The sequence below is a fragment of the Marinobacter sp. ATCH36 genome (assembly GCF_023555055.1).
Lineage (GTDB): Bacteria > Pseudomonadota > Gammaproteobacteria > Pseudomonadales > Oleiphilaceae > Marinobacter.
This window is the reverse complement of the sequence record NZ_JAMJPL010000006.1, coordinates 106,814-125,361: the sequence shown is the minus strand read 5'-3', so window position 1 is coordinate 125,361 and position 18,548 is coordinate 106,814. Positions and strand designations below refer to the sequence as shown.

The following is an 18,548-nucleotide window of genomic DNA, read 5'->3' as shown; positions in this document are numbered from 1 at the left end:
ATTACCGGCCGCCAGTAGTATAGTGTGTAACGTCGCCGGTTAGCGGCCGTCTTTCCGGGCTGATGCCAGTGCCTGTGCCAGCGCTCCTGCCATGGCACCTTTTTGTTGCGGACTTTCCCCGCCCTTCTGGCGATCATTCCTGGCAGAAGGCTTGCCGCTGTATTCCTTGCGGCTACCAGCAGAGCCAGTACGATTATCGGACTTCTCACCGGGCTGGTCATCCATACGCATGGAAAGCGCAATCCGCTTTCTCGGGATGTCGACTTCCATCACCTTGACCTTGACGATATCCCCGGCTTTGACCACTTCCCTGGGGTCCTTGACGAAGGTATTGGACAGTGCGGAAATATGCACCAGCCCGTCCTGGTGAACGCCAACATCCACAAACGCGCCGAAGTTGGTCACATTGGTGACCGATCCCTCCAGTACCATGCCCGGCTTCAGGTCATTGAGCGTCTCCACCCCTTCTTCGAAGCTCGCAAAACGGAACTCCGGACGGGGGTCACGACCCGGCTTTTCCAGTTCCGTAATAATATCCTTTATGGTGGGCAGACCAAACTGCTCGGTCACGTAGTCCTGCGGGTTGAGCGAGCGCAGGAACGATGCGTCACCAACGATGCCCTCAACCTTGCGGTTGTTCCTGCGGGCAATGGCTTCGACCACGCCATAGGCTTCCGGATGAACTGATGAACGATCCAGCGGGTTGTCGCCACTGGCAATGCGCAGGAAGCCGGCCGCCTGTTCGAAAGTACGCTCACCCAGGCGCGACACTTTAAGCAACTGTTTTCGGTTGCGGAATACACCATTCTGGTTACGGAAATCGACAATGTTCTGGGCAATGCTCTGGTTCAGCCCCGACACCCGTGACAGCAGGGGAATGGAAGCGGTATTCAGGTCCACGCCAACCCCGTTCACACAGTCCTCCACCACCGCATCGAGGCTCCGGGCCAGTTGCACCTGTGATACATCATGCTGGTATTGGCCCACGCCGATGGATTTGGGCTCAATCTTGACCATTTCCGCCAGCGGGTCCTGCAGTCTGCGCGCAATCGAGACGGCACCACGAATGGTGACGTCAAGATCTGGCAACTCCCGTGATGCAAACTCGGAGGCGGAATAAATGGAGGCACCGGACTCACTGACCACAATCCGCGCCAGCTTGAGTTCCGGGTAACGTTTGCACAGATCCGCCACCAGCTTTTCGGTCTCGCGGGAAGCGGTGCCGTTACCGATAGCAATCAATTCAATGCTGTATTGGCGGCACCATTTGGCCAGTTGCTCTATGGACTGGTCCCACTGGTTACGAGGCGCGTGCGGGAAAATGCCGCCATGTCCCACTACCTGACCAGTGCCATCGATAATGGCGACTTTCACGCCAGTGCGCAGGCCAGGGTCCAGTCCCAGTGTCGGGCGCTGGCCGGCGGGTGCCAACAACAACAGGTCTTTGAGGTTGGCGGCAAACACGTTAATGGCCTCGGTTTCCGACGCTTCGCGCACCTGGGCCATCAGGTCGGTCTCAATCTGGGTGGACAGTTTGACCCTCCAGGTCCAGCGGACGACTTCCGCAAGCCAGCGGTCGGCGGCGCGGCCGTTATCGCGAACGCGCCAACGTGCGGCAATGCGCTGCTCCGCGGGATGGGGCTGGCGGCGATCATCCTCAGCATCACCCACCACAATGGAATAGCTCAGCACGCCTTCGTTACGGCCTCGCAGAATCGCCAGAGCGCGGTGGGAGGGTATTTTTTTCAGTGGCTCGACATGGTCAAAGTAGTCGCGGAACTTGGCGCCTTCATTTTCCTTGCCGGCCACCACGGAGACCTTGAGCTGACCCTGTTGCCAGATATAATCACGCAGCTCACCCAGCAGCTCTGCGTCCTCGGCAAAACGTTCCATGAGGATGTAACGGGCCCCGTCGAGGGCCGCCTTGGTATCGGAAATACCGGCCTCCTCGTTCAGGTAGCTTTCGGCCGTTTGTTCCGGTTCGAGTGTCGGATCGCCATAAAGCGCATCCGCCAGGGGTTCCAGCCCCGCTTCCCGGGCAATCTGGGCTTTGGTGCGGCGCTTGGGTTTGTAAGGCAGGTAGAGGTCTTCCAGGCGGTTCTTGGTGTCTGCTGCATCGATACTGGCGCGCAGTTCATCGGTCAGCTTGCCCTGCTCCTCAATGCTGTTAAGGATAGTCGAGCGGCGGTCGTCCAGTTCCCGCAGATAGCGCAGGCGATCTTCCAGGGTACGCAACTGGTTGTCGTCCAGCGAACCGGTGACTTCCTTGCGGTAGCGGGCAATAAAGGGGACGGTGGCGCCACCATCCAGCATTTCCACGGTGGCATTAACCTGCTGTTCACGAACGCCCAGTTCGTCAGCAATGCGCCTGATGATACTGTTCATGCAACCTCATCTGATGCTTACGGGTCAAAGCGCAAAGGTACAGCGGCTTATTGCTGCAGGCAAGCAGAGCGGCTACGGTTGTCCAGGAATTGAACAAGATCGCTCCAGGGCATGGGGCGGGCGTAATAGTAACCCTGAATTTCATCACAGTGTTGCTGGCGCAGGAATTCCAGCTGCCCTTCGGTTTCCACGCCCTCTGCCACGACGCTGATCTGCAGACTGTGGGCCAGGCTGATGATGGCGCGGATGATGTGTTCGGCATCCGCCGAATGGCCCAGCTCCTGGACGAAGGACTTGTCAATCTTGACCAGAGAGATAGGCAGGTGCTGCAGGTTGCTTAGGGAAGAGAAGCCGGTTCCAAAGTCATCAAGGGCGAAGCTGATGCCCAACTGGTTTAGTTCCCGCAAACATCGCTGGGCGTATTCGGGATCGTGCATCATGGCGCTTTCAGTGAGCTCAAGCTCCAGCAAGCTGGTATCTACATTGGCGTTGAAGATAATGCGAAATATGGTCTCGGTCATCTTGCGGTCATGGAACTGACGGAACGAGAGATTTACCGCAAACACCAGCCCAGGATGCCCCAGTTCCGAAGACTCCTGCAGGCGCTTGCACGCCTGTTCAATGACCCAGTAGCCGATGGGCACAATCAACCCGCTGCGTTCAGCCACAGGAATAAATTCATCGGGGCCCACCAGCCCCCGCTCCGGATGATTCCATCGCAGCAGGCACTCCACGCCGCGCACTTCCTCGGAGGCCAGGTCAATCCGAGGCTGGTAATACACTTCCAGCTCGTTGCCACGCAGAGCATTGCGAAGATCCGCCTCAAGGCGCAGCTGGTAACCGGCGGTAATGTGCAACTGGCGGTCGTAAAAACGGTAGCTGGTGCCGGGATCGCGCTTGGCCTCGAACATGGCGCGGTTGGCCCTGCGCATCAGGTTCTCCGGGCTTTCGCCGGCCTCGGGATAGGTGGCCACGCCGAGACTGGCACTGACCACCACATTCTGGCCGTCGATGCTCAGTGGTTCACCGATGGCGTTCACAACCTTGCGGATAATCTGGGTGATATCCAGTGAGTCTTCCACTTTCTCGACGATAATTGCGAACTCATCGCCACCGATACGCATCAACGAATCCATTCGCCGCAGGCTCAGGCGCAGACGTTCCGCCAGCTTGAGCATGATCTGATCACTTTTCTGGTAACCGAAGGATTCGTTGAAACTGCGAAAATCGTCCAGGTTGATGTGCAGCAGCGCCAGCCGCTGACTGGCTCGCTCTGCCCTCAGTAATGCCTGCTGCAGCCGGTCGAAAAACAGGTCGCGATTGATGAACCCGCTGGCTACTTCCTTGCCCAGCTGACCGTGCGCGTACTCGGACAACTGTTGCCGGTACCAGAGGCACCGAACCGCCCGGCACAGGCCCCACCCATCGAGCCCCTGGCGAGAGAGGTAATCCGCAGCGCCATTGGACAACAGCCCTGGCGCCCGTTCTGCGACCGGCTCTGCACTCAAGGCCAGCACCGGTTTTTCGTTACTGGACGCCGACAGGTATTGCAGGAAGGCATCTTCAGAACCACCATGGAAAACGCAGTCCCAGAGGATGACATCAAAGTGGGTATTGCGAATCAGGTCGTCGCAATCAATCAGGTCCGGACACCAGGTCAGATCCGGCTCCATTTCGCTGTCGCCTGCCAGCAAGGCACCCAGCCACAAATAGTCCGAGTACTCAGGTGTCAGTACCAACAGGCGCACATGGCCGGAATTAAACGATTTTACTGCCAGGGTCATCAACAAGCGTCCCGTTCCTGGTGAGCAAACATCTCCGTTTCCTCAAGAATAGCTGATAGATCCTCAAGGTACAGCATGTCCAGCTGGTGTAGAATATCTGCTTTCTGAGTTCATCCATTTAAATCCGGTTTGGCGCCTATATTTGTGAACATGCTCAACCCCCGACAGAGTGAAGCCGTTCGGTATGCGGATGGCCCCATGCTGGTGCTGGCCGGCGCCGGCAGTGGCAAGACCAGTGTGATCACCCGCAAGGTGGCCTATCTGATCGAGCATCTGGGCATTCCGGGGCGGCACATTGCAGCGGTCACCTTTACCAACAAGGCGGCCAGGGAGATGAAGGAGCGTGTCGGGCGACTGGTGGATCGCAAGCTGACCCGCGGACTGATTGTCTCCACCTTCCATAACCTCGGGCTGAACATGATTCGTGAGGAGCACGAGCACCTCGGTTACCACCCCGGCTTCTCCATTTTCGACGCGGAAGACGCCAAGGCCCTGCTGCAGGACCTGATGATGCGGGAAGCCAGCGCCGATGCTGGTGACGAGCTGTCGGACGTGCAGATGACCATTTCGTCCTGGAAGAACGCCATGCGCAGCCCTCAGGACGCCTGGAGCCGCGCCGCGGATGAGCGGGAGCAGCGCATTGCGATCATCTATCGCTACTACAACGAGTACCTCAAGGCCTACAACGCGGTTGATTTCGACGACCTGATCCTGCTTCCGGTGCAGTTGTTTCGCAACAACCCGGAGGTGTTGCAGAAATGGCGCCGCAAAATCCGCTACATGCTGGTGGATGAGTACCAGGATACCAACATGTGCCAGTATGAACTGGTGAAACTGCTGGTGGCAGAGCGCGCCGCTTTCACCGTGGTGGGCGATGATGACCAGTCCATCTACGCCTGGCGCGGTGCCCGGCCGGAGAACCTGGCGCAACTGAAGGAAGACTTCCCGAGCCTGAAGATCGTCAAGCTGGAGCAAAACTACCGCTCTACCGCCCGCATCCTGCGTTGCGCCAACACGGTGATTGCCAACAACCCCCACGTGTTCGAGAAAGCCCTGTGGAGTGACCACACCATCGGGGATGAATTACGCATCGTTCGCTGTCGCAACGAGGACGCCGAAGCCGAACGGGTGGCGACAGAAATCCTCGACCAGAAGCTCAAAAAAGGCCAGGCCTTCCGCGACTTTGCCGTGCTTTACCGGGGCAATCACCAGGCGCGCCTGCTGGAAATGAAGCTGCAGGCTTACCAGATACCCTATCGCATCTCCGGCGGCCAGTCGTTTTTCTCCAAGAACGAGATCAAGGACGCCATGTCCTATCTGCGCCTGTTGGTGAACCCGGATGACAATGCTGCGTTCCTGCGGGTGGTGAACGTACCGCGCCGGGAGATTGGTCCCCGCACCCTGGAGCAGCTGAGCCATTACGCCCGCTCCCGCGATGTCAGCCTGTTCCGGGCCCTGGGAGACATGGGGGCTGAAACCCATGTCACGGAAAAGGGGCTGGACCGCTTGCGCCGGTTCGCCCACTGGGTAGACAGCACCTGTGAGCGCCTGCTCCGGGACGATCCGATTCCGGTGATCAAGCAGCTGTTCACCGACATTGAATACGAGGAATGGCTACACCTGCATTCCGGTTCGCCAAAACAGGCACAACGGCGCATGGAAAACATCTGGTACCTGGTGGAGTCTATCCAGCGCATGCTGGATGATGGCAAGGGCACAGCCGACGAAATGGGCATCGAGGATGCCATCAGCCGCCTGATCCTGCGGGACATGATGGAGCAGCAGGAAGAGGAAGATGACAGCGACAAGGTCCAGTTGCTGACCCTGCACGCCTCCAAAGGCCTGGAATTCCCTCATGTGTTCATCCTGGGCCTGGAGGAGGAAATCCTGCCTCACCGCTCCAGTATCGAGGAAGGCAATATCGAGGAAGAGCGCCGATTAATGTACGTGGGTATTACCCGGGCAAAGGAGACCCTCACCCTCACCTACGCTGCCCAACGTAAACAGTACGGCGAAAAACTGGAAACCATCCCCAGCCGTTTCCTGGACGAACTGCCGGAAGACGACCTGCGCTGGGAGGGCACTGGTGACCTGGACGTGGAGGCCAACCAGAAGAAGGGTAAGGCCACGCTCAGCGCACTGCTGGGCGATCTGGGAAGCTGAAAAATGCAAGCCCTTATGAAAAAGCCCCGCGTGCGGGGCTTTTCGATTCAACAGTGCTACGCCGACAGTTTATTCGCTCTGTTCAACCATGTACTCAACAGCCACTTCAATTTCCTCGTCGGAACAGCTGGAGCAGCCGCCCTTGGCGGGCATGGCATTGAAGCCATTAATGGCGTGATCAACAAGGGTTTCAAGCCCTTTATCGATGCGATCACCCCAGGCTCCGGAGTCGCCCATTACCGGGGCACCAGCGGCGCCGGATGTGTGACAGGCAGCACACGCAGCATCGTAGACTTCATTACCGGAACGAGGTTCAGAGCTGGCTGACTCAGCAGGCGCAGATTCCTGCCCGCAATCTTCCCCCTGTACGCACACGTCGCCGACAGGAGCAATACGGGAGCGGATTTCATCTTCAACGTTGGCCATTACGGCACCTGTCGTCAGGCCGAAGCCAAGCAATACGGCAGCCAGGACTCTCTTCATCTTCACAATGCACCTCGCAATTGGGCGTTATAATAATCAGTGGTCGCATTATAGCGACTGCGGAGGGGCAAAAAAACCAAAGTTCAAAATGAACACATCGATTCAACCAGTTTCGTTGCCATTTCGTAAGTCAGAGGGCTCTGCCCGCCTATTCCGGGTACCATACACAAAACAGACTTCGAAGGTCGGAATTTATGCCTGATGCGAATCTATCGCAAGCCCACCCATGGCGCAAACCTCTGTTGATCACGGAGTTTTCCGCACTGGCCATACTGCTAATTTCCATGGGATGGTTTTCCAGTCGCACCGAGAGCGGTGCCGAGCTCAGTCCTGCCTGGCTGCTGATTCCCGCCGCTGCCAGCCTGGCGGTGTTTATCAGCTTTATTGGCCTGATGTATCTGCGCTGGGTGGTAGCCGCAGCGGCAGAACGCAGAACACGCCACAAAATTGTGTTTTCCCTGCTGGTGTTGACCTTGCTTGGCGTCTGGGCCTACGGCATCGCTAACACATGGATCAGCCTTTCTAACGCATAAGGACAAGTGCAATGCCAAGCACCTACAGAATACAGACCCTGCGAGCCGCTGGTATCGCTTTTCTCTGCGCAGCACCGCTGGCCAGCGCGGAAGAAGATCAGACGCGAGCAGAACAGCGTTTTGATGAATTATCCTCAGGAGAGTGCGCCTTGATCGAGGACGGTGTTCAGCGGCTGGCTTGCTATGACGCCATCAATGACCCCACCGACGCTCGTGAACGTGCACCAGAGGACAAACTCGATGCCATCTCTGAGTCTGTCGAGGCCCCAGACGATAAGGAATCAGGCGGCGAAGGTGACGAGGACGCCGGGGTGATGTCAGCTGCAGTGAACCGCTACATGCAGGCCGAGAAGGAAATTTTCTCCTTCTCCGGCAGTTTTGTCGGCCACCGGCCCATGTACATCCTGCCTGCCAGCTATATGAAGAATGCCAACCGGGTACCCTCCAGCCCCAGGCTTGGCACGACTCGTTACGATCACGGTATCGATAACCTGGAGGCCAAGTACCAGATCAGCTTCAAGGTGCCGCTGCTCACAGGCTGGCTGGAGGATCGGACAACGCTCTGGTTCGGTTACACCCAGAGGTCGTTCTGGCAAGTATACAACACGGAGGATTCAACGCCGTTCCGGGAAACCAATTTCGAGCCTGAGATCTTTCTGCGGCAAGCGTTGAACTACGACATCGGCCCGGGCACCCTCAACGGGGTCACACTGGGGCTTAACCACGCGTCCAATGGTCAGTCGGAACCTCGCTCCCGCAGTTGGAACCGTATCATGGGTTCAGCGGCTTACAGCTACAACCGCTGGCTGTTCATGGTGCAGCCCTGGTATCGGTTACCGGACAGTGACGATGACAACGAGGATATCGAGAGGTATCTGGGGCACGCGAATTACAGGGCAATCTACAAGTGGACGGAGGACCGGACGCTGTCGCTGACGTTGCAGAATAATTTGCGCTCTGAGGATAACAAGACGTCGGTTGAGCTGGGTTATAGCTTTCCAATGGGGGATACGATCAAGGGGTATATCCAGTATTACAATGGCTACGGTGAGAGTCTGATTGATTACAATCACCGGGTTCAGCGGATTGGTATCGGGATTATGCTGAACGACTGGCTTTGAGTTACCGCTTGCTTTTGGTGCAAGGCTGGGCGGTGCGGCTCCCTCTCCTGAAACACGCTCAAGCACATCCATGTGGCGCTTGAGCTCCGCCATCCATGGCTCCGCACAGTTTCAGGAGAGGAAGCCGCACCGCCCAGCCCCAGAGCTTTGACTTAGCCGTCGGTATTTAATCGCTCCATTTCCGCCAGCAATTCCGCCGTTTTTTCCTTCATCAACGGAATATCACCACGCGATTCGACGTTCAGGCGAACAACCGGTTCGGTGTTGGACATCCGTAGGTTGAAGCGCCAGTCGTCGAATTCGATGCTTGCACCGTCGATGTGGGAGACGTTTTTGGCGCCTACGCTGTATTTCGCCTCAATCGCTGCGATGACTTTGGGTGGGTCGGCGATGGTGCGGTTGATTTCGCCGCTGGCCGGGTAGGCTTCGATGCGGGCGTCGATGAGGGAGGATAGCGTCTGGCCGGACTGGCACAGGCGTTCGGCGACCAGCAGCCAGGGGATCATGCCGCTGTCGCAGTAGGCGAAGTCGCGGAAGTAGTGGTGGGCGCTCATTTCGCCGCCGTACACCGCGTCTTCGTCGCGCATGCGCTGCTTGATAAAGGCGTGGCCGGTCTTGCTTTCGATGGCCTCGCCACCGGCGGCTTTGACCAGGTCGATGGTGTTCCAGGTCAGCCTTGGGTCGTGGATGACCTTGCCGCCGCCGGTTTTGCGCAGGAACTGGTCTGCCAGCAGACCGACAATGTAGTAGCCCTCGATGAAGCGGCCGTTTTCGTCGAAGAAGAAGCAGCGGTCGTAGTCGCCATCCCAGGCGATGCCCATGGCGGCGCCATACTCAATCACCGCATCTGCTGTAGCGGCACGGTTTTCTTCCAGCAGCGGATTGGGGACACCGTGGGGAAAATGTCCGTCCGCTTCGTGGTGAATCTTCACAAAATCAAACGGCAGGTGTTGCTCCAGCTCGTCGATGATCAGGCCCGCACCTCCATTGCCCGCGTTGACCACGATGGTTTTTGGCTTGAGCGATCCGGCGTCCACATAACCCAGCAGGTGATCGATGTAGGCAGTGGTGACTTCCCACGGTTCGTAGCTGCCCTGTTTCGGCGCGTCAGCGAAGGGCTCGGGCACGCGGTCGCGGATATTGTTCAGGCCGTTGTCGGAGCTGATGGGACGCGAGTCCGGGCCCACCATTTTCATGCCGTTGTGATCACGGGGGTTGTGGCTGGCGGTGACCATGATGCCGCCGTCCATCTTGTAATGGCTGGTGGCGAAGTAGACCAGTTCGGTGCCACACAGACCAATATCAAAGACATCGGCGCCGGCGGCCATTAGGCCAGAGCTCAGGGCATCGGCAATTTCAGGACTGGAAAGGCGGATGTCGTAACCGACAATCACACGCTTGGCCCCGGTGACTTCCACATAGGCGCGGCCAATGCGCTCCGCCAACTGGGGGTTAAGCTGGTCCGGCACGCGGCCGCGAAGGTCGTAGGCTTTAAAGCAGGACAGATCCATTGTCACAATCGTTTACTCTCCCGAGGAAGACTGAAGCTGAATGTAGTTCTGCAAGCCCATCTTGCCAATCATATCCAACTGGGTTTCGAGCCAGTCAATATGTTCCTCTTCGCTATCGAGGATTCCGCGGAACAGCTCCCGGCTGGTGAAGTCCTGAACCTGCTCGCAATAGATCACAGCTTCTTTCAGGTCTTTATGGGCAATCATTTCCAGTTTGAGGTCGCAGGACAGCATTTCTTCGACATTCTCGCCGATCAACAGCTTGTTAAGGTCCTGAAGGTTGGGCAGCCCTTCCAAAAACAAAATGCGCTCGATCAGTTGATCCGCATGCTTCATTTCGTCGATGGACTCTTCGTATTCCTTCTCTGCCAGTTTGGTGATGCCCCAATCCTTGTACATGCGGGAATGGAGAAAATACTGGTTAATAGCGGTAAGCTCGTTGGCGAGCACTTTATTGAGGAACTGAATGACTTTCTTGTCGCCCTTCATGATGACGGTTCTCCTTGCTTGATTTTGAATTACCTACAAGGATAGCCCTTCATCGAGAGAGAAAAAATCACAAATGGGAAATGAATGCACGAAACGACAGTTCAGGCAGGCTGGGCCAGCATGTTCGCCATGGCAAGATACTCCGGAGCGCGGCTTTCACGCAGAATCTCCCTCGCGGTGCAGGCGCAACGGCCACACTGGGTACCCACGCCAAGCTCTCTGCCGAGCTGGCGCATGGAGCTGACACCGCTATCGGCGGCTTCACGGATTTCTCGGTCTGTTACACCATGGCAAAGGCAAACGTACATCAGGGCTACTCACTGGGCCGATGAAAAGTAGTGATAATTATTGTCATTACCATGCGGCTTTGCAACCCCTTTGAGCGGTTTTTGTGCAAATAATTGTGTCAGTGCCCTCAGATACCGATGAGCCGAAAAGCGAGTGGCAGGATGAGCGCGGTAAAAATGCCCGTCAGCCCCATGCCCAGGGAGGCAAAAGCGCCCGCGGCAGGGCTTATTTCGAATGCCCTCGCCGTGCCCAGAGCATGACCGTTCAACCCCAACGCAAGACCGAGGATGCGTGGGTCGGTGATGGAGAGCCAACGGGCAACCAGGTCAACAAACAGCGTGGCCAGTATGCCGGTAATCAGCAACCCGCCCATCATCAGTGACACGGAGCCGCCCAGTTGCTCGGTAATGCCGATCGCTATGGGTGCTGTCACCGACTTCGGCGCCAGTGACGCCAGAACCTCCGGAGAGGCGCCCATCAAACCGGCGATGACCACGGCATACACGGCAGCCATCATGGCTGCCACCGGCAGGGTAAATAAAATGGGGCGCCATAGTGCACGGATATGATGCATCTGTTGGTACAGCGGCACTCCCAGCGCCACCGTCGCAGGGCCCAGCAGTACCGTTAGCCACTGGGCACCGTCGCTATAATCGCTGTAGTCGATCGCCAGCACAGCGATCATCCCGCCAACCAGCATGGCTGAAATCAGCATCGGCGGAAGCCAAACCGGTCGCCTCAGTAGCCTGAACAGGCGATTACCGGCAAAAAATGCCCCCAACGTCAGGGCGATTGCCAAAACCGGGCTGGCAGAGAGCAGGCCCAGCAATTCCTGAAAGCGGGCAGACAGCTCACTCATGGCCATCCACCTCATGCCCGCTGAAGCGCTGCATCAACCATAACGTCGTGAGCACGCTCAGCAGGGTACCCAGCGCCAGCGCAACAGCAATCGCCAACCATTGCCCTGAAAACTCATCGGCCACAAAAAACACGCCTACCACCCCCGGCATGATCAGCAGCACCAGTACCGAAATCAGTGCCTGGCTCGCGCCTGACAGGCTCTCGCTGATAGAGCCTCTGACCATCAGCGACAGGGTGAGCAGAATCATACCGATAACTCCACCACTGACCGGCAGCGACAGCAAAACTCTCAATGCCTCACCGGCAATAAAGTACATCGTCAGAACCAGAAAACCGTACAGCATCGACATGGCTATTGTTTCTCTACTGGGTATTTGATTTACACTAGCACCCCAGCCAAACCAATGCAGGAAGCCTAATGGCGCTCAAGGCAACCATCTTCAAGGCGACACTTAACATCGCTGACATGGACAGGCACTACTACGCTGACCATCACCTCACCGTCGCCCGCCATCCGTCAGAAACTGACGAGCGCATGATGATACGCCTGCTCGCCTTTATACTGAACGCCAGTGACAGCCTGGAATTCACCAAAGGCATCAGCACCGACGACGAACCCGACCTGTGGCAGAAAAGCCTGAGTGACGAAATCGAGCTGTGGATCGAGCTCGGCCTGCCGGACGAGAGCCGCCTGCGTAAAGCCTGCAATCGGGCCGATCAGGTAATCCTGTACACTTACGGCGGCCGCGCTGTGCCCCCGTGGTGGGAAAAGCACCAGGGCAAGCTGACCCGCTTCAACAACCTCACCATTATCAATCTGCCACCGGAAGATACAGAGTCACTCGCAGCCCTTTCCGAACGCGGCATGAGCCTCCAGTGCACCGTTCAGGACGGAACCTTGAATATTGGCAACGAGGAGACCGTTGTCAGCGTTACCCCTGAGCTCCTCTATCCCGAATAAAATTCCTTCGCCCGGGACTACCAGAACCATACAGTTTACGTTAAGGTAAACTTTAGCGGATTTTGACCGGAGCCGCACCAGGTTCTGTCAGGTTGGCTATACTCAAAAAAACATCGACACCCTCATAAGGGGTGTTTTGTTCCTCAGGCCATTACCCCAGGAAGAGGATTATGACAACAACAAAATCCAGAGTTGTTTATTCCCCGGCTTTTACCGATGGTGCGGAATTCCGTATTCCTACCTTCAAGTTGCTCAAGCAGGACGGTTCGCTTTATAAGGGCGCCAAGGCACCTGACCTCGATAAAGACAAGGCCCTTCGCATATACCGCGCGATGGTCACCACCCGGATTCTTGATGAGCGCATGCTCGCCGCCCAGCGCCAGGGGCGTTTAAGCTTCTACATGCAGTGCACTGGCGAGGAAGCGGCGGTTATTGGCAGTACCGCTGCACTGGATGATGCCGACATGATCATGGCGCAGTACCGGGAACAGGGCGCCCTCGCCTATCGCGGTTTCTCTATCGACGAGTTCATGAACCAGCTGTTCGGCAACGAGCTGGACTATGGTAAGGGCCGCCAGATGCCAGTGCATTATGGTTCCAGCAAGCTCAACTACATGACCATCTCGTCGCCCCTGGCTACCCAGATCCCCCAGGCCACCGGTTACGCCTATGGCCAGAAAATGGCAGGCGAAGGCCACTGCACCATTACCTATTTCGGCGAAGGCGCCGCCTCGGAGGGCGACTTCCACGCCGCCCTGAATATGGCGGCTGTGCACCGTGTGCCGGTGATTTTCCTGTGCCGCAACAACGGTTACGCCATCTCCACCCCGGCCGCCGAACAGTTTGCCGCCGATGGCGTGGCACCCCGGGCCTACGGCTACAAGATGGACGTGATCCGGGTCGATGGTAACGATATCCTGGCCATGTATCAGGCTACGCAGGAAGCGCGAAAGCTGGCCGTTGAATACAACCGTCCGGTGCTGATTGAGGCCATGAGTTATCGCCTGGCCGCGCACTCGTCCTCCGATGATCCCTCCGGTTACCGCAGCAAAGATGAGGAAGCCGTGTGGCGCGAGAAAGATCCGATCCTGCGCATGCGCCTCTGGCTCGAACGCAAAAAGTGGTGGGGCGAGGACGACGAGAAGCAGCTTCAGGAAAACATGCGCCGCGAGGTTCTGGAAACCATGAAGCGGGCCCAGAAACGTCCACCACCGGCGCTCGACACCCTGGTCAGTGATGTCTACGACCAAGTACCGCCAGTTCTGGCCGAGCAGTTCGACAAACTCAAGGCGCATATTCGCCGGCATCCGGATGAATACCCGAAGAGTGCGGAACACGCCAAAGGAACAAGCCAAGAAGGAGGCCTGAGATGACACAGATGAATATGCTCCAGGCCATCAACAACGCCCTCGACACCGCCATGGCCGCCAACGAACGGGTACTGTGCTTCGGTGAAGACGTGGGTGTGTTCGGCGGCGTTTTCCGTGCCACCAGCAACCTGCAACAGAAATACGGCAAGGCCCGCTGCTTCAACACGCCACTGGTGGAGCAAGGCATTATCGGCTTTGCCAACGGTCTGGCGGCCCAGGGTTCCGTGCCGGTAGCCGAGATTCAGTTTGCCGACTATATCTTCCCGGCCTTCGACCAGATCGTGAACGAGTCCGCCAAGTTCCGCTACCGCTCCGGCAACCTTTTCAATGTGGGCGGGCTGACCATTCGTGCCCCCTATGGCGGAGGCATTGCAGGTGGGCTTTACCACTCGCAATCGCCGGAAGCCTATTTTGCCCACACGCCGGGCCTGAAAGTTGTGGTACCGCGCAACCCGCATCAGGCCAAAGGTCTGTTGCTGGCCGCCATTCATGATCAGAACCCGACCCTTTTCTTTGAGCCCAAACGGCTCTACCGCGCCTCCGTCGGCGAGGTACCGGAGGAGGACTACCGGCTGCCGCTGGGCGAGGCCGAAGTTCTCAAGGAAGGCACGGACGTGACCGTGCTGGGCTGGGGCGCGCAGATGGATGTGGTTGAACAGGCCGTCGAGGCGGCGGAGAAAGACGGCATTTCCTGTGAAGTCATCGACCTGAGAACCATCCTGCCCTGGGACGTGGAAACCGTGGCCAACTCGGTGTTCAAGACCGGACGCCTGGTGGTTACCCATGAAGCCCCGCTGACCGGCGGTTTTGCCGGCGAAATTGCGGCAACCATTCAGGAACGTTGCTTCCTGTACCTGGAATCCCCCATTGCAAGGGTTACCGGGATGGACACTCCCTTCCCGCTGGTGCTGGAAAAAGAGCACCTGCCCAATCACCTGAAGGTCCATGAAGCCATCAGGTCGAGCATGGAATTCTAGGTTGATATCAGGACAGGAGAGCAATCATGAGTGATTTTATACTGCCCGATATCGGCGAAGGTATCGTGGAGTGCGAACTGGTCAAATGGCTGGTCGCAGAAGGAGACATCATCGAAGAAGACCAACCGGTAGCCGAGGTAATGACCGACAAGGCCCTGGTGGAAATTCCGGCGCCTTACCGGGGCAAAGTCACCCGGCTCTACCACAAGGAAGGGGACATCGCGAAGGTTCATGCCCCGCTTTTCGAACTGGTGGAAGAAGGTGGCGACAACGATCAGTCTGCGGAGCCACAGCATCCGGCCACAGAGGCCGCCAGCGAAGCACCTGCGACAAAACAGCAGGCCAGCGTCAATAAACCAGAGGCTGACGACGCCACCGAAGACTTCATCCTGCCGGACATCGGCGAAGGTATCGTCGAGTGCGAAGTGGTGGAATGGCGCGTGGCCGAGGGCGACGAGATCGAGGAAGATCAGCCGGTAGTGGATGTGATGACCGACAAGGCGATGGTGGAGATCACCGCGCCCAAAGCCGGCCGCGTCACCAAACTGTATCACCAGCAACAGGCCATGGCCCGGGTGCACTCGCCGCTGTTCGCGTTTATTCCACGCGACCGTGACGAGCCCACTGAGGCGAAAGCCGAATCAAGGCCAGCGCCGGAATCCCCGGCGCCAACCGCAAAACCGGTCGCCACGGGAAACCGGCAGCGAATCCCCGCCAGCCCCGCTGTTCGCCGGCTGGTGCGGGAACATGAGCTGAACCTGGCAGATATCGCCGGCTCCGGCAAGGATGGCCGGGTGCTTAAAGCCGATGTACTGGCTCACCTGGATAAACCCGCAGACCAGGAGCACACCAGCGAATCCCAACCTGCAAGAACTGGCGGTGGACACAGGAAGCCGGAGCGCGATCAGGAAGTCCGCATCGAGCCGATCCGTGGTATGAAAGCCGCCATGGCTCGCAGCATGACTGTATCGGCAACCACGATCCCTCACTTCATCTATAGCGAGGACATCGACGTCACTGACCTGCTGAAACTGCGGGAACAGCTCAAACCAGAAGCCGAAGCCAGTGGCTCACGGCTGACACTAATGCCCTTCGTCATGAAGGCCATGGCCCTTGCGGTACAGGAATTCCCGGTACTTAACAGCCGCGTCAACGACGACGTTACGGAGATCCATTACCTGCCCCAGTGCAATATCGGCATGGCGGTAGATGGCAAGGCGGGGCTGATGGTTCCCAACGTCAAAGGCGTAGAGAGCCTTACCCTGCTTGGCATAGCCGATGAGGTCGCCCGCCTGACCGAGGCAGCCCGTTCGGGCCGCGTCAGCCAGGAGGATCTGAAAGGCGGCACCATCACCATCTCCAACATCGGCGCACTCGGCGGCACCTACGCCTCGCCCATCATCAACGCGCCGGAAGTCGCGATTGTGGCCCTGGGCCGGACCCAGAAACTGCCACGCTTCGACGCCAACGGCCAGGTGGTGGAACGGGCGATCATGACCGTGAGCTGGGCGGGCGATCACCGCATCATCGATGGCGGCACCATTGCCCGTTTCTGCAACCGCTGGAAAGGCTACCTGGAATCGCCGCAATCCATGCTGTTGCATCTGGGCTGAGGACCTATGGCTGAGCAGAAGACACAACTGCAGCAGTTCTATATACCCGAAGAGCAGTCGGTCTACCTGCTCAGCCATGACGATGCCAAGAAGCTCAAGGACTGGGTGGCGCTCTGTACCACCCAGCTCCGCCAACTGGGCTACCGGGATATTGAACTGATCGGCAAGGGTGCCTACGGCTTCGTGTTTGCAGGCCGCCTGCCGACTCCGGACAACACGGGCCCGGAACACGTATTCAAATTCACCCGCGTCAATCTGCCCCAACACCTGCAGGACCGACTAGAGGACGAAGCCTACATCCTCGAACAGGTCCGCCACCCCAGAGTTCCCCGGCTGATTGCCTATCAACGGGCCCACAACCAGCCCATCCTGGTGATGGAACGGGCCGCCGGCCTGAACCTGGAAGAAGTTTCCTTGCGGGAAGGCCGCCTGAAACCACGGGTGGTGATACGCATCGCCGGCCAGCTGGCCGATATCCTTCGCAACCTGCGCCGCGAGAACGGCCCCTCTGGGCGCCCCATCGTGCACGGTGACATCAAACCATCCAACCTGGTGTTCGATGCCAGCACCGAAAACATTGCCCTGATTGACTGGGGCTCGTCAGTGTTCGCGCAGCTCGACGCCAACCAGCAGTTCCTTACCACCAATGTGATGGAACTGATGTCCGACAACCTGCAGCAGACCAATGCCCGGCTGGGGGATGTCTATTTTATTGGCGAAGAGCAGTTGAACGGCGGTCTGTCCTCCCCCCGCTTCGATGAACAGGGTGCCGCCGGAACACTCTATGCGCTGGCTTCCGGCCAATCGTGCCGTTTTGGCCATCAGGCGATTCCATCCACCTCCCTCGGGCTGCCCATGGAGTTTGCCCGCATGCTCGACGGCATGCTGTCGCCGGATCCGGAAACCCGTCGACAGGCCGGCGATTACTATCTGCAGGAAATGCCAAGAATGGCGCGCACGGTGATGATCGACCTGCCAGAGCCGCCGCTTGCGCCGCTGGTACCCGTGTGGACACGGCCCTCAGACCATGAAATAGACACCGTGGTGTACAGCTCCCGCAAATCCTTCCTGCGCCAGGAAGGTGCTCCGGAAACCCTCAACGACGTCAACGACGTTCAGCTGGACCGTTACTACAAGAACTTCATGCAGGGCATGGGGGAAACAGAAAAGGCCTTCCTGGCAGCCGTCAGCAGGCTGGGGCGATACCCCGTCGAGGGCGGCCTCGCCGTGCGCTGGGAAACCGATGGCGTCTACATAGACACCTCACTGAACCTGCACGACCCCAATCTGAAGGGCGCCTTCATCCGCGCCGTCAACAACATGGTCAACCTGGCCCAGGCCATCTACCGCCAAGGGATCTTCAAGAGCTGCCTGTTCAATGCCCGCAACACCCTGCACATAGACCGAGACGAACCGGACCAGCCCTTCATAACAGAACCCGGCATGCAACTGCGCTACGAAGTCAGCGCGGCCCCGGAAGTAGAAGACGAATCCCGTGTGCACTCCTACTTCGAAGACGGCCCCGACCCGGAAGAATTCCTGGTGCTGCCGCAAACCATCATCACCGCACTGGAGTCCCTGAACGACATCCACCACACCGGCATGATCATCTTCGAAGCCCTGCCCCGCCACCTCAAGATCCACAGCCACTACCGGCTGCTGGACCCGGACCGTGAGGGTGAATTCAGCCAGCTATTGGGCGAAATCCTCTCTGCCGTAGACCAGATCACCGGCCTTGGCGTTTCCGGCTTTATGAAGATGCCCTACAAAGACACCCGTTTCTTTCCACATATCGAACGGCTGCCCGAGCGTTACTACCCCAAAAACCCCAGAGAGCTGGACAGAACAATCCATCACACGTAAGATTGCGCACTCGAAATTGACGCCAACGCGTTGATTACGACACCCGCCCGTAGCTCAGCTGGATAGAGCGCCGCCCTCCGGAGGCGGAGGTCAGAGGTTCGAATCCTCTCGGGCGGGCCATTTAATTCTTAAATCAACAAGTTATC

16 protein-coding genes and 1 tRNA gene are annotated in these 18,548 nt (G+C 58.0%); 9 read left to right on the top strand and 8 right to left on the bottom strand.

Annotation, left to right across the window (positions count from 1 at the left end; all coding sequences use genetic code 11):
• Positions 1-39: 39 nt before the first annotated feature.
• Together M8010_RS16530 and M8010_RS16525 are read right to left on the bottom strand one after the other, a co-directional pair.
• Positions 40-2,385, bottom strand: coding sequence for a Tex family protein (locus tag M8010_RS16530; protein WP_250093802.1), 2,346 nt, complete (start codon positions 2,383-2,385; stop codon positions 40-42).
• 47 nt (positions 2,386-2,432) lie between these two features.
• On the bottom strand, positions 2,433-4,169 hold the full coding sequence (locus M8010_RS16525; protein WP_250093800.1) for a putative bifunctional diguanylate cyclase/phosphodiesterase: 1,737 nt from the start codon (positions 4,167-4,169) through the stop codon (positions 2,433-2,435).
• A 144-nt stretch (positions 4,170-4,313) separates the two neighbouring features.
• Between M8010_RS16525 and rep the strand changes: the two genes are divergently transcribed.
• Positions 4,314-6,332 (top strand): DNA helicase Rep, encoded by a 2,019-nt coding sequence (rep, locus tag M8010_RS16520; RefSeq protein ID WP_250093798.1) that lies wholly within the window; start codon positions 4,314-4,316, stop codon positions 6,330-6,332.
• A gap of 69 nt (positions 6,333-6,401) precedes the next feature.
• On the opposite strand, the gene M8010_RS16515 is transcribed toward rep, so the two are convergent.
• Positions 6,402-6,815: a c-type cytochrome gene (locus tag M8010_RS16515; RefSeq protein WP_250093796.1), complete on the bottom strand. Its 414-nt coding sequence runs from the start codon at positions 6,813-6,815 to the stop codon at positions 6,402-6,404.
• 194 nt (positions 6,816-7,009) lie between these two features.
• On the opposite strand from M8010_RS16515, the gene M8010_RS16510 reads away from it, so the two are divergent.
• Together M8010_RS16510 and M8010_RS16505 are read left to right on the top strand one after the other, a co-directional pair.
• Entirely contained in the window at positions 7,010-7,348 is a 339-nt protein-coding gene (locus tag M8010_RS16510; RefSeq protein WP_250093795.1) for a hypothetical protein, read from the top strand.
• A gap of 11 nt (positions 7,349-7,359) precedes the next feature.
• Positions 7,360-8,469, top strand: coding sequence for a phospholipase A (locus M8010_RS16505; protein ID WP_250093794.1), 1,110 nt, complete (start codon positions 7,360-7,362; stop codon positions 8,467-8,469).
• A gap of 152 nt (positions 8,470-8,621) precedes the next feature.
• Here the strand turns inward: M8010_RS16505 and M8010_RS16500 are convergent, their stop codons facing one another.
• The 5 genes from M8010_RS16500 to M8010_RS16480 form a co-directional block, all read right to left on the bottom strand.
• Positions 8,622-9,980, bottom strand: a complete 1,359-nt coding sequence (locus M8010_RS16500) for a phosphohexomutase domain-containing protein (RefSeq protein WP_250093900.1) — start codon at positions 9,978-9,980, stop codon at positions 8,622-8,624.
• Positions 9,981-9,992: 12 nt separating this feature from the next.
• Positions 9,993-10,469, bottom strand: a complete 477-nt coding sequence (gene bfr, locus M8010_RS16495; RefSeq protein WP_250093793.1) for a bacterioferritin — start codon at positions 10,467-10,469, stop codon at positions 9,993-9,995.
• 101 nt (positions 10,470-10,570) lie between these two features.
• Positions 10,571-10,777 (bottom strand): bacterioferritin-associated ferredoxin, encoded by a 207-nt coding sequence (locus M8010_RS16490; protein WP_250093792.1) that lies wholly within the window; start codon positions 10,775-10,777, stop codon positions 10,571-10,573.
• 107 nt (positions 10,778-10,884) lie between these two features.
• A complete protein-coding gene (locus M8010_RS16485; protein WP_250093790.1) occupies positions 10,885-11,616 on the bottom strand; it encodes an LrgB family protein in 732 nt (243 codons plus the stop codon).
• Entirely contained in the window at positions 11,609-11,968 is a 360-nt protein-coding gene (locus M8010_RS16480; RefSeq protein ID WP_250093789.1) for a CidA/LrgA family protein, read from the bottom strand. Before M8010_RS16480 ends, M8010_RS16485 begins: the two co-directional genes overlap by 8 nt.
• Positions 11,969-12,036: 68 nt before the next feature.
• Between M8010_RS16480 and M8010_RS16475 the strand changes: the two genes are divergently transcribed.
• From M8010_RS16475 to M8010_RS16450, 6 genes are all read left to right on the top strand, one after another.
• The gene (locus M8010_RS16475) at positions 12,037-12,579 is read left to right on the top strand and encodes a YaeQ family protein (RefSeq protein WP_250093788.1); all 543 of its coding nucleotides are present in this window, start codon (positions 12,037-12,039) and stop codon (positions 12,577-12,579) included.
• Between the two features lie 170 nt (positions 12,580-12,749).
• Entirely contained in the window at positions 12,750-13,952 is a 1,203-nt protein-coding gene (locus tag M8010_RS16470) for a thiamine pyrophosphate-dependent dehydrogenase E1 component subunit alpha (RefSeq protein WP_250093787.1), read from the top strand.
• Complete coding sequence (locus tag M8010_RS16465) at positions 13,949-14,926, top strand: alpha-ketoacid dehydrogenase subunit beta (RefSeq protein ID WP_250093786.1); 978 nt, start codon at positions 13,949-13,951, stop codon at positions 14,924-14,926. The genes M8010_RS16470 and M8010_RS16465 overlap by 4 nt, the downstream gene beginning before the upstream one ends.
• Positions 14,927-14,952: 26 nt before the next feature.
• A complete protein-coding gene (locus M8010_RS16460) occupies positions 14,953-16,539 on the top strand; it encodes a dihydrolipoyllysine-residue acetyltransferase (RefSeq protein ID WP_250093785.1) in 1,587 nt (528 codons plus the stop codon).
• A gap of 6 nt (positions 16,540-16,545) precedes the next feature.
• On the top strand, positions 16,546-18,402 hold the full coding sequence (locus tag M8010_RS16455; protein WP_250093784.1) for a protein kinase domain-containing protein: 1,857 nt from the start codon (positions 16,546-16,548) through the stop codon (positions 18,400-18,402).
• Positions 18,403-18,445: 43 nt separating this feature from the next.
• A tRNA-Arg gene (locus M8010_RS16450) sits at positions 18,446-18,522 on the top strand.
• Positions 18,523-18,548: the final 26 nt, after the last annotated feature.

Coding starts and splice junctions, on each gene's coding strand:
- M8010_RS16530 (WP_250093802.1), bottom strand. CDS start 2,385: ATGAACAGTATCATCAGGCGCATTGCTGACGAACTGGGCGTTCGTGAA.
- bfr (WP_250093793.1), bottom strand. CDS start 10,469: ATGAAGGGCGACAAGAAAGTCATTCAGTTCCTCAATAAAGTGCTCGCC.
- M8010_RS16500 (WP_250093900.1), bottom strand. CDS start 9,980: ATGGATCTGTCCTGCTTTAAAGCCTACGACCTTCGCGGCCGCGTGCCG.
- M8010_RS16475 (WP_250093788.1), top strand. CDS start 12,037: ATGGCGCTCAAGGCAACCATCTTCAAGGCGACACTTAACATCGCTGAC.
- M8010_RS16505 (WP_250093794.1), top strand. CDS start 7,360: ATGCCAAGCACCTACAGAATACAGACCCTGCGAGCCGCTGGTATCGCT.
- M8010_RS16465 (WP_250093786.1), top strand. CDS start 13,949: ATGACACAGATGAATATGCTCCAGGCCATCAACAACGCCCTCGACACC.
- M8010_RS16525 (WP_250093800.1), bottom strand. CDS start 4,169: ATGACCCTGGCAGTAAAATCGTTTAATTCCGGCCATGTGCGCCTGTTG.
- M8010_RS16455 (WP_250093784.1), top strand. CDS start 16,546: ATGGCTGAGCAGAAGACACAACTGCAGCAGTTCTATATACCCGAAGAG.
- M8010_RS16460 (WP_250093785.1), top strand. CDS start 14,953: ATGAGTGATTTTATACTGCCCGATATCGGCGAAGGTATCGTGGAGTGC.
- M8010_RS16485 (WP_250093790.1), bottom strand. CDS start 11,616: ATGAGTGAGCTGTCTGCCCGCTTTCAGGAATTGCTGGGCCTGCTCTCT.
- M8010_RS16510 (WP_250093795.1), top strand. CDS start 7,010: ATGCCTGATGCGAATCTATCGCAAGCCCACCCATGGCGCAAACCTCTG.
- M8010_RS16470 (WP_250093787.1), top strand. CDS start 12,750: ATGACAACAACAAAATCCAGAGTTGTTTATTCCCCGGCTTTTACCGAT.
- M8010_RS16515 (WP_250093796.1), bottom strand. CDS start 6,815: ATGAAGAGAGTCCTGGCTGCCGTATTGCTTGGCTTCGGCCTGACGACA.
- M8010_RS16480 (WP_250093789.1), bottom strand. CDS start 11,968: ATGTCGATGCTGTACGGTTTTCTGGTTCTGACGATGTACTTTATTGCC.
- M8010_RS16490 (WP_250093792.1), bottom strand. CDS start 10,777: ATGTACGTTTGCCTTTGCCATGGTGTAACAGACCGAGAAATCCGTGAA.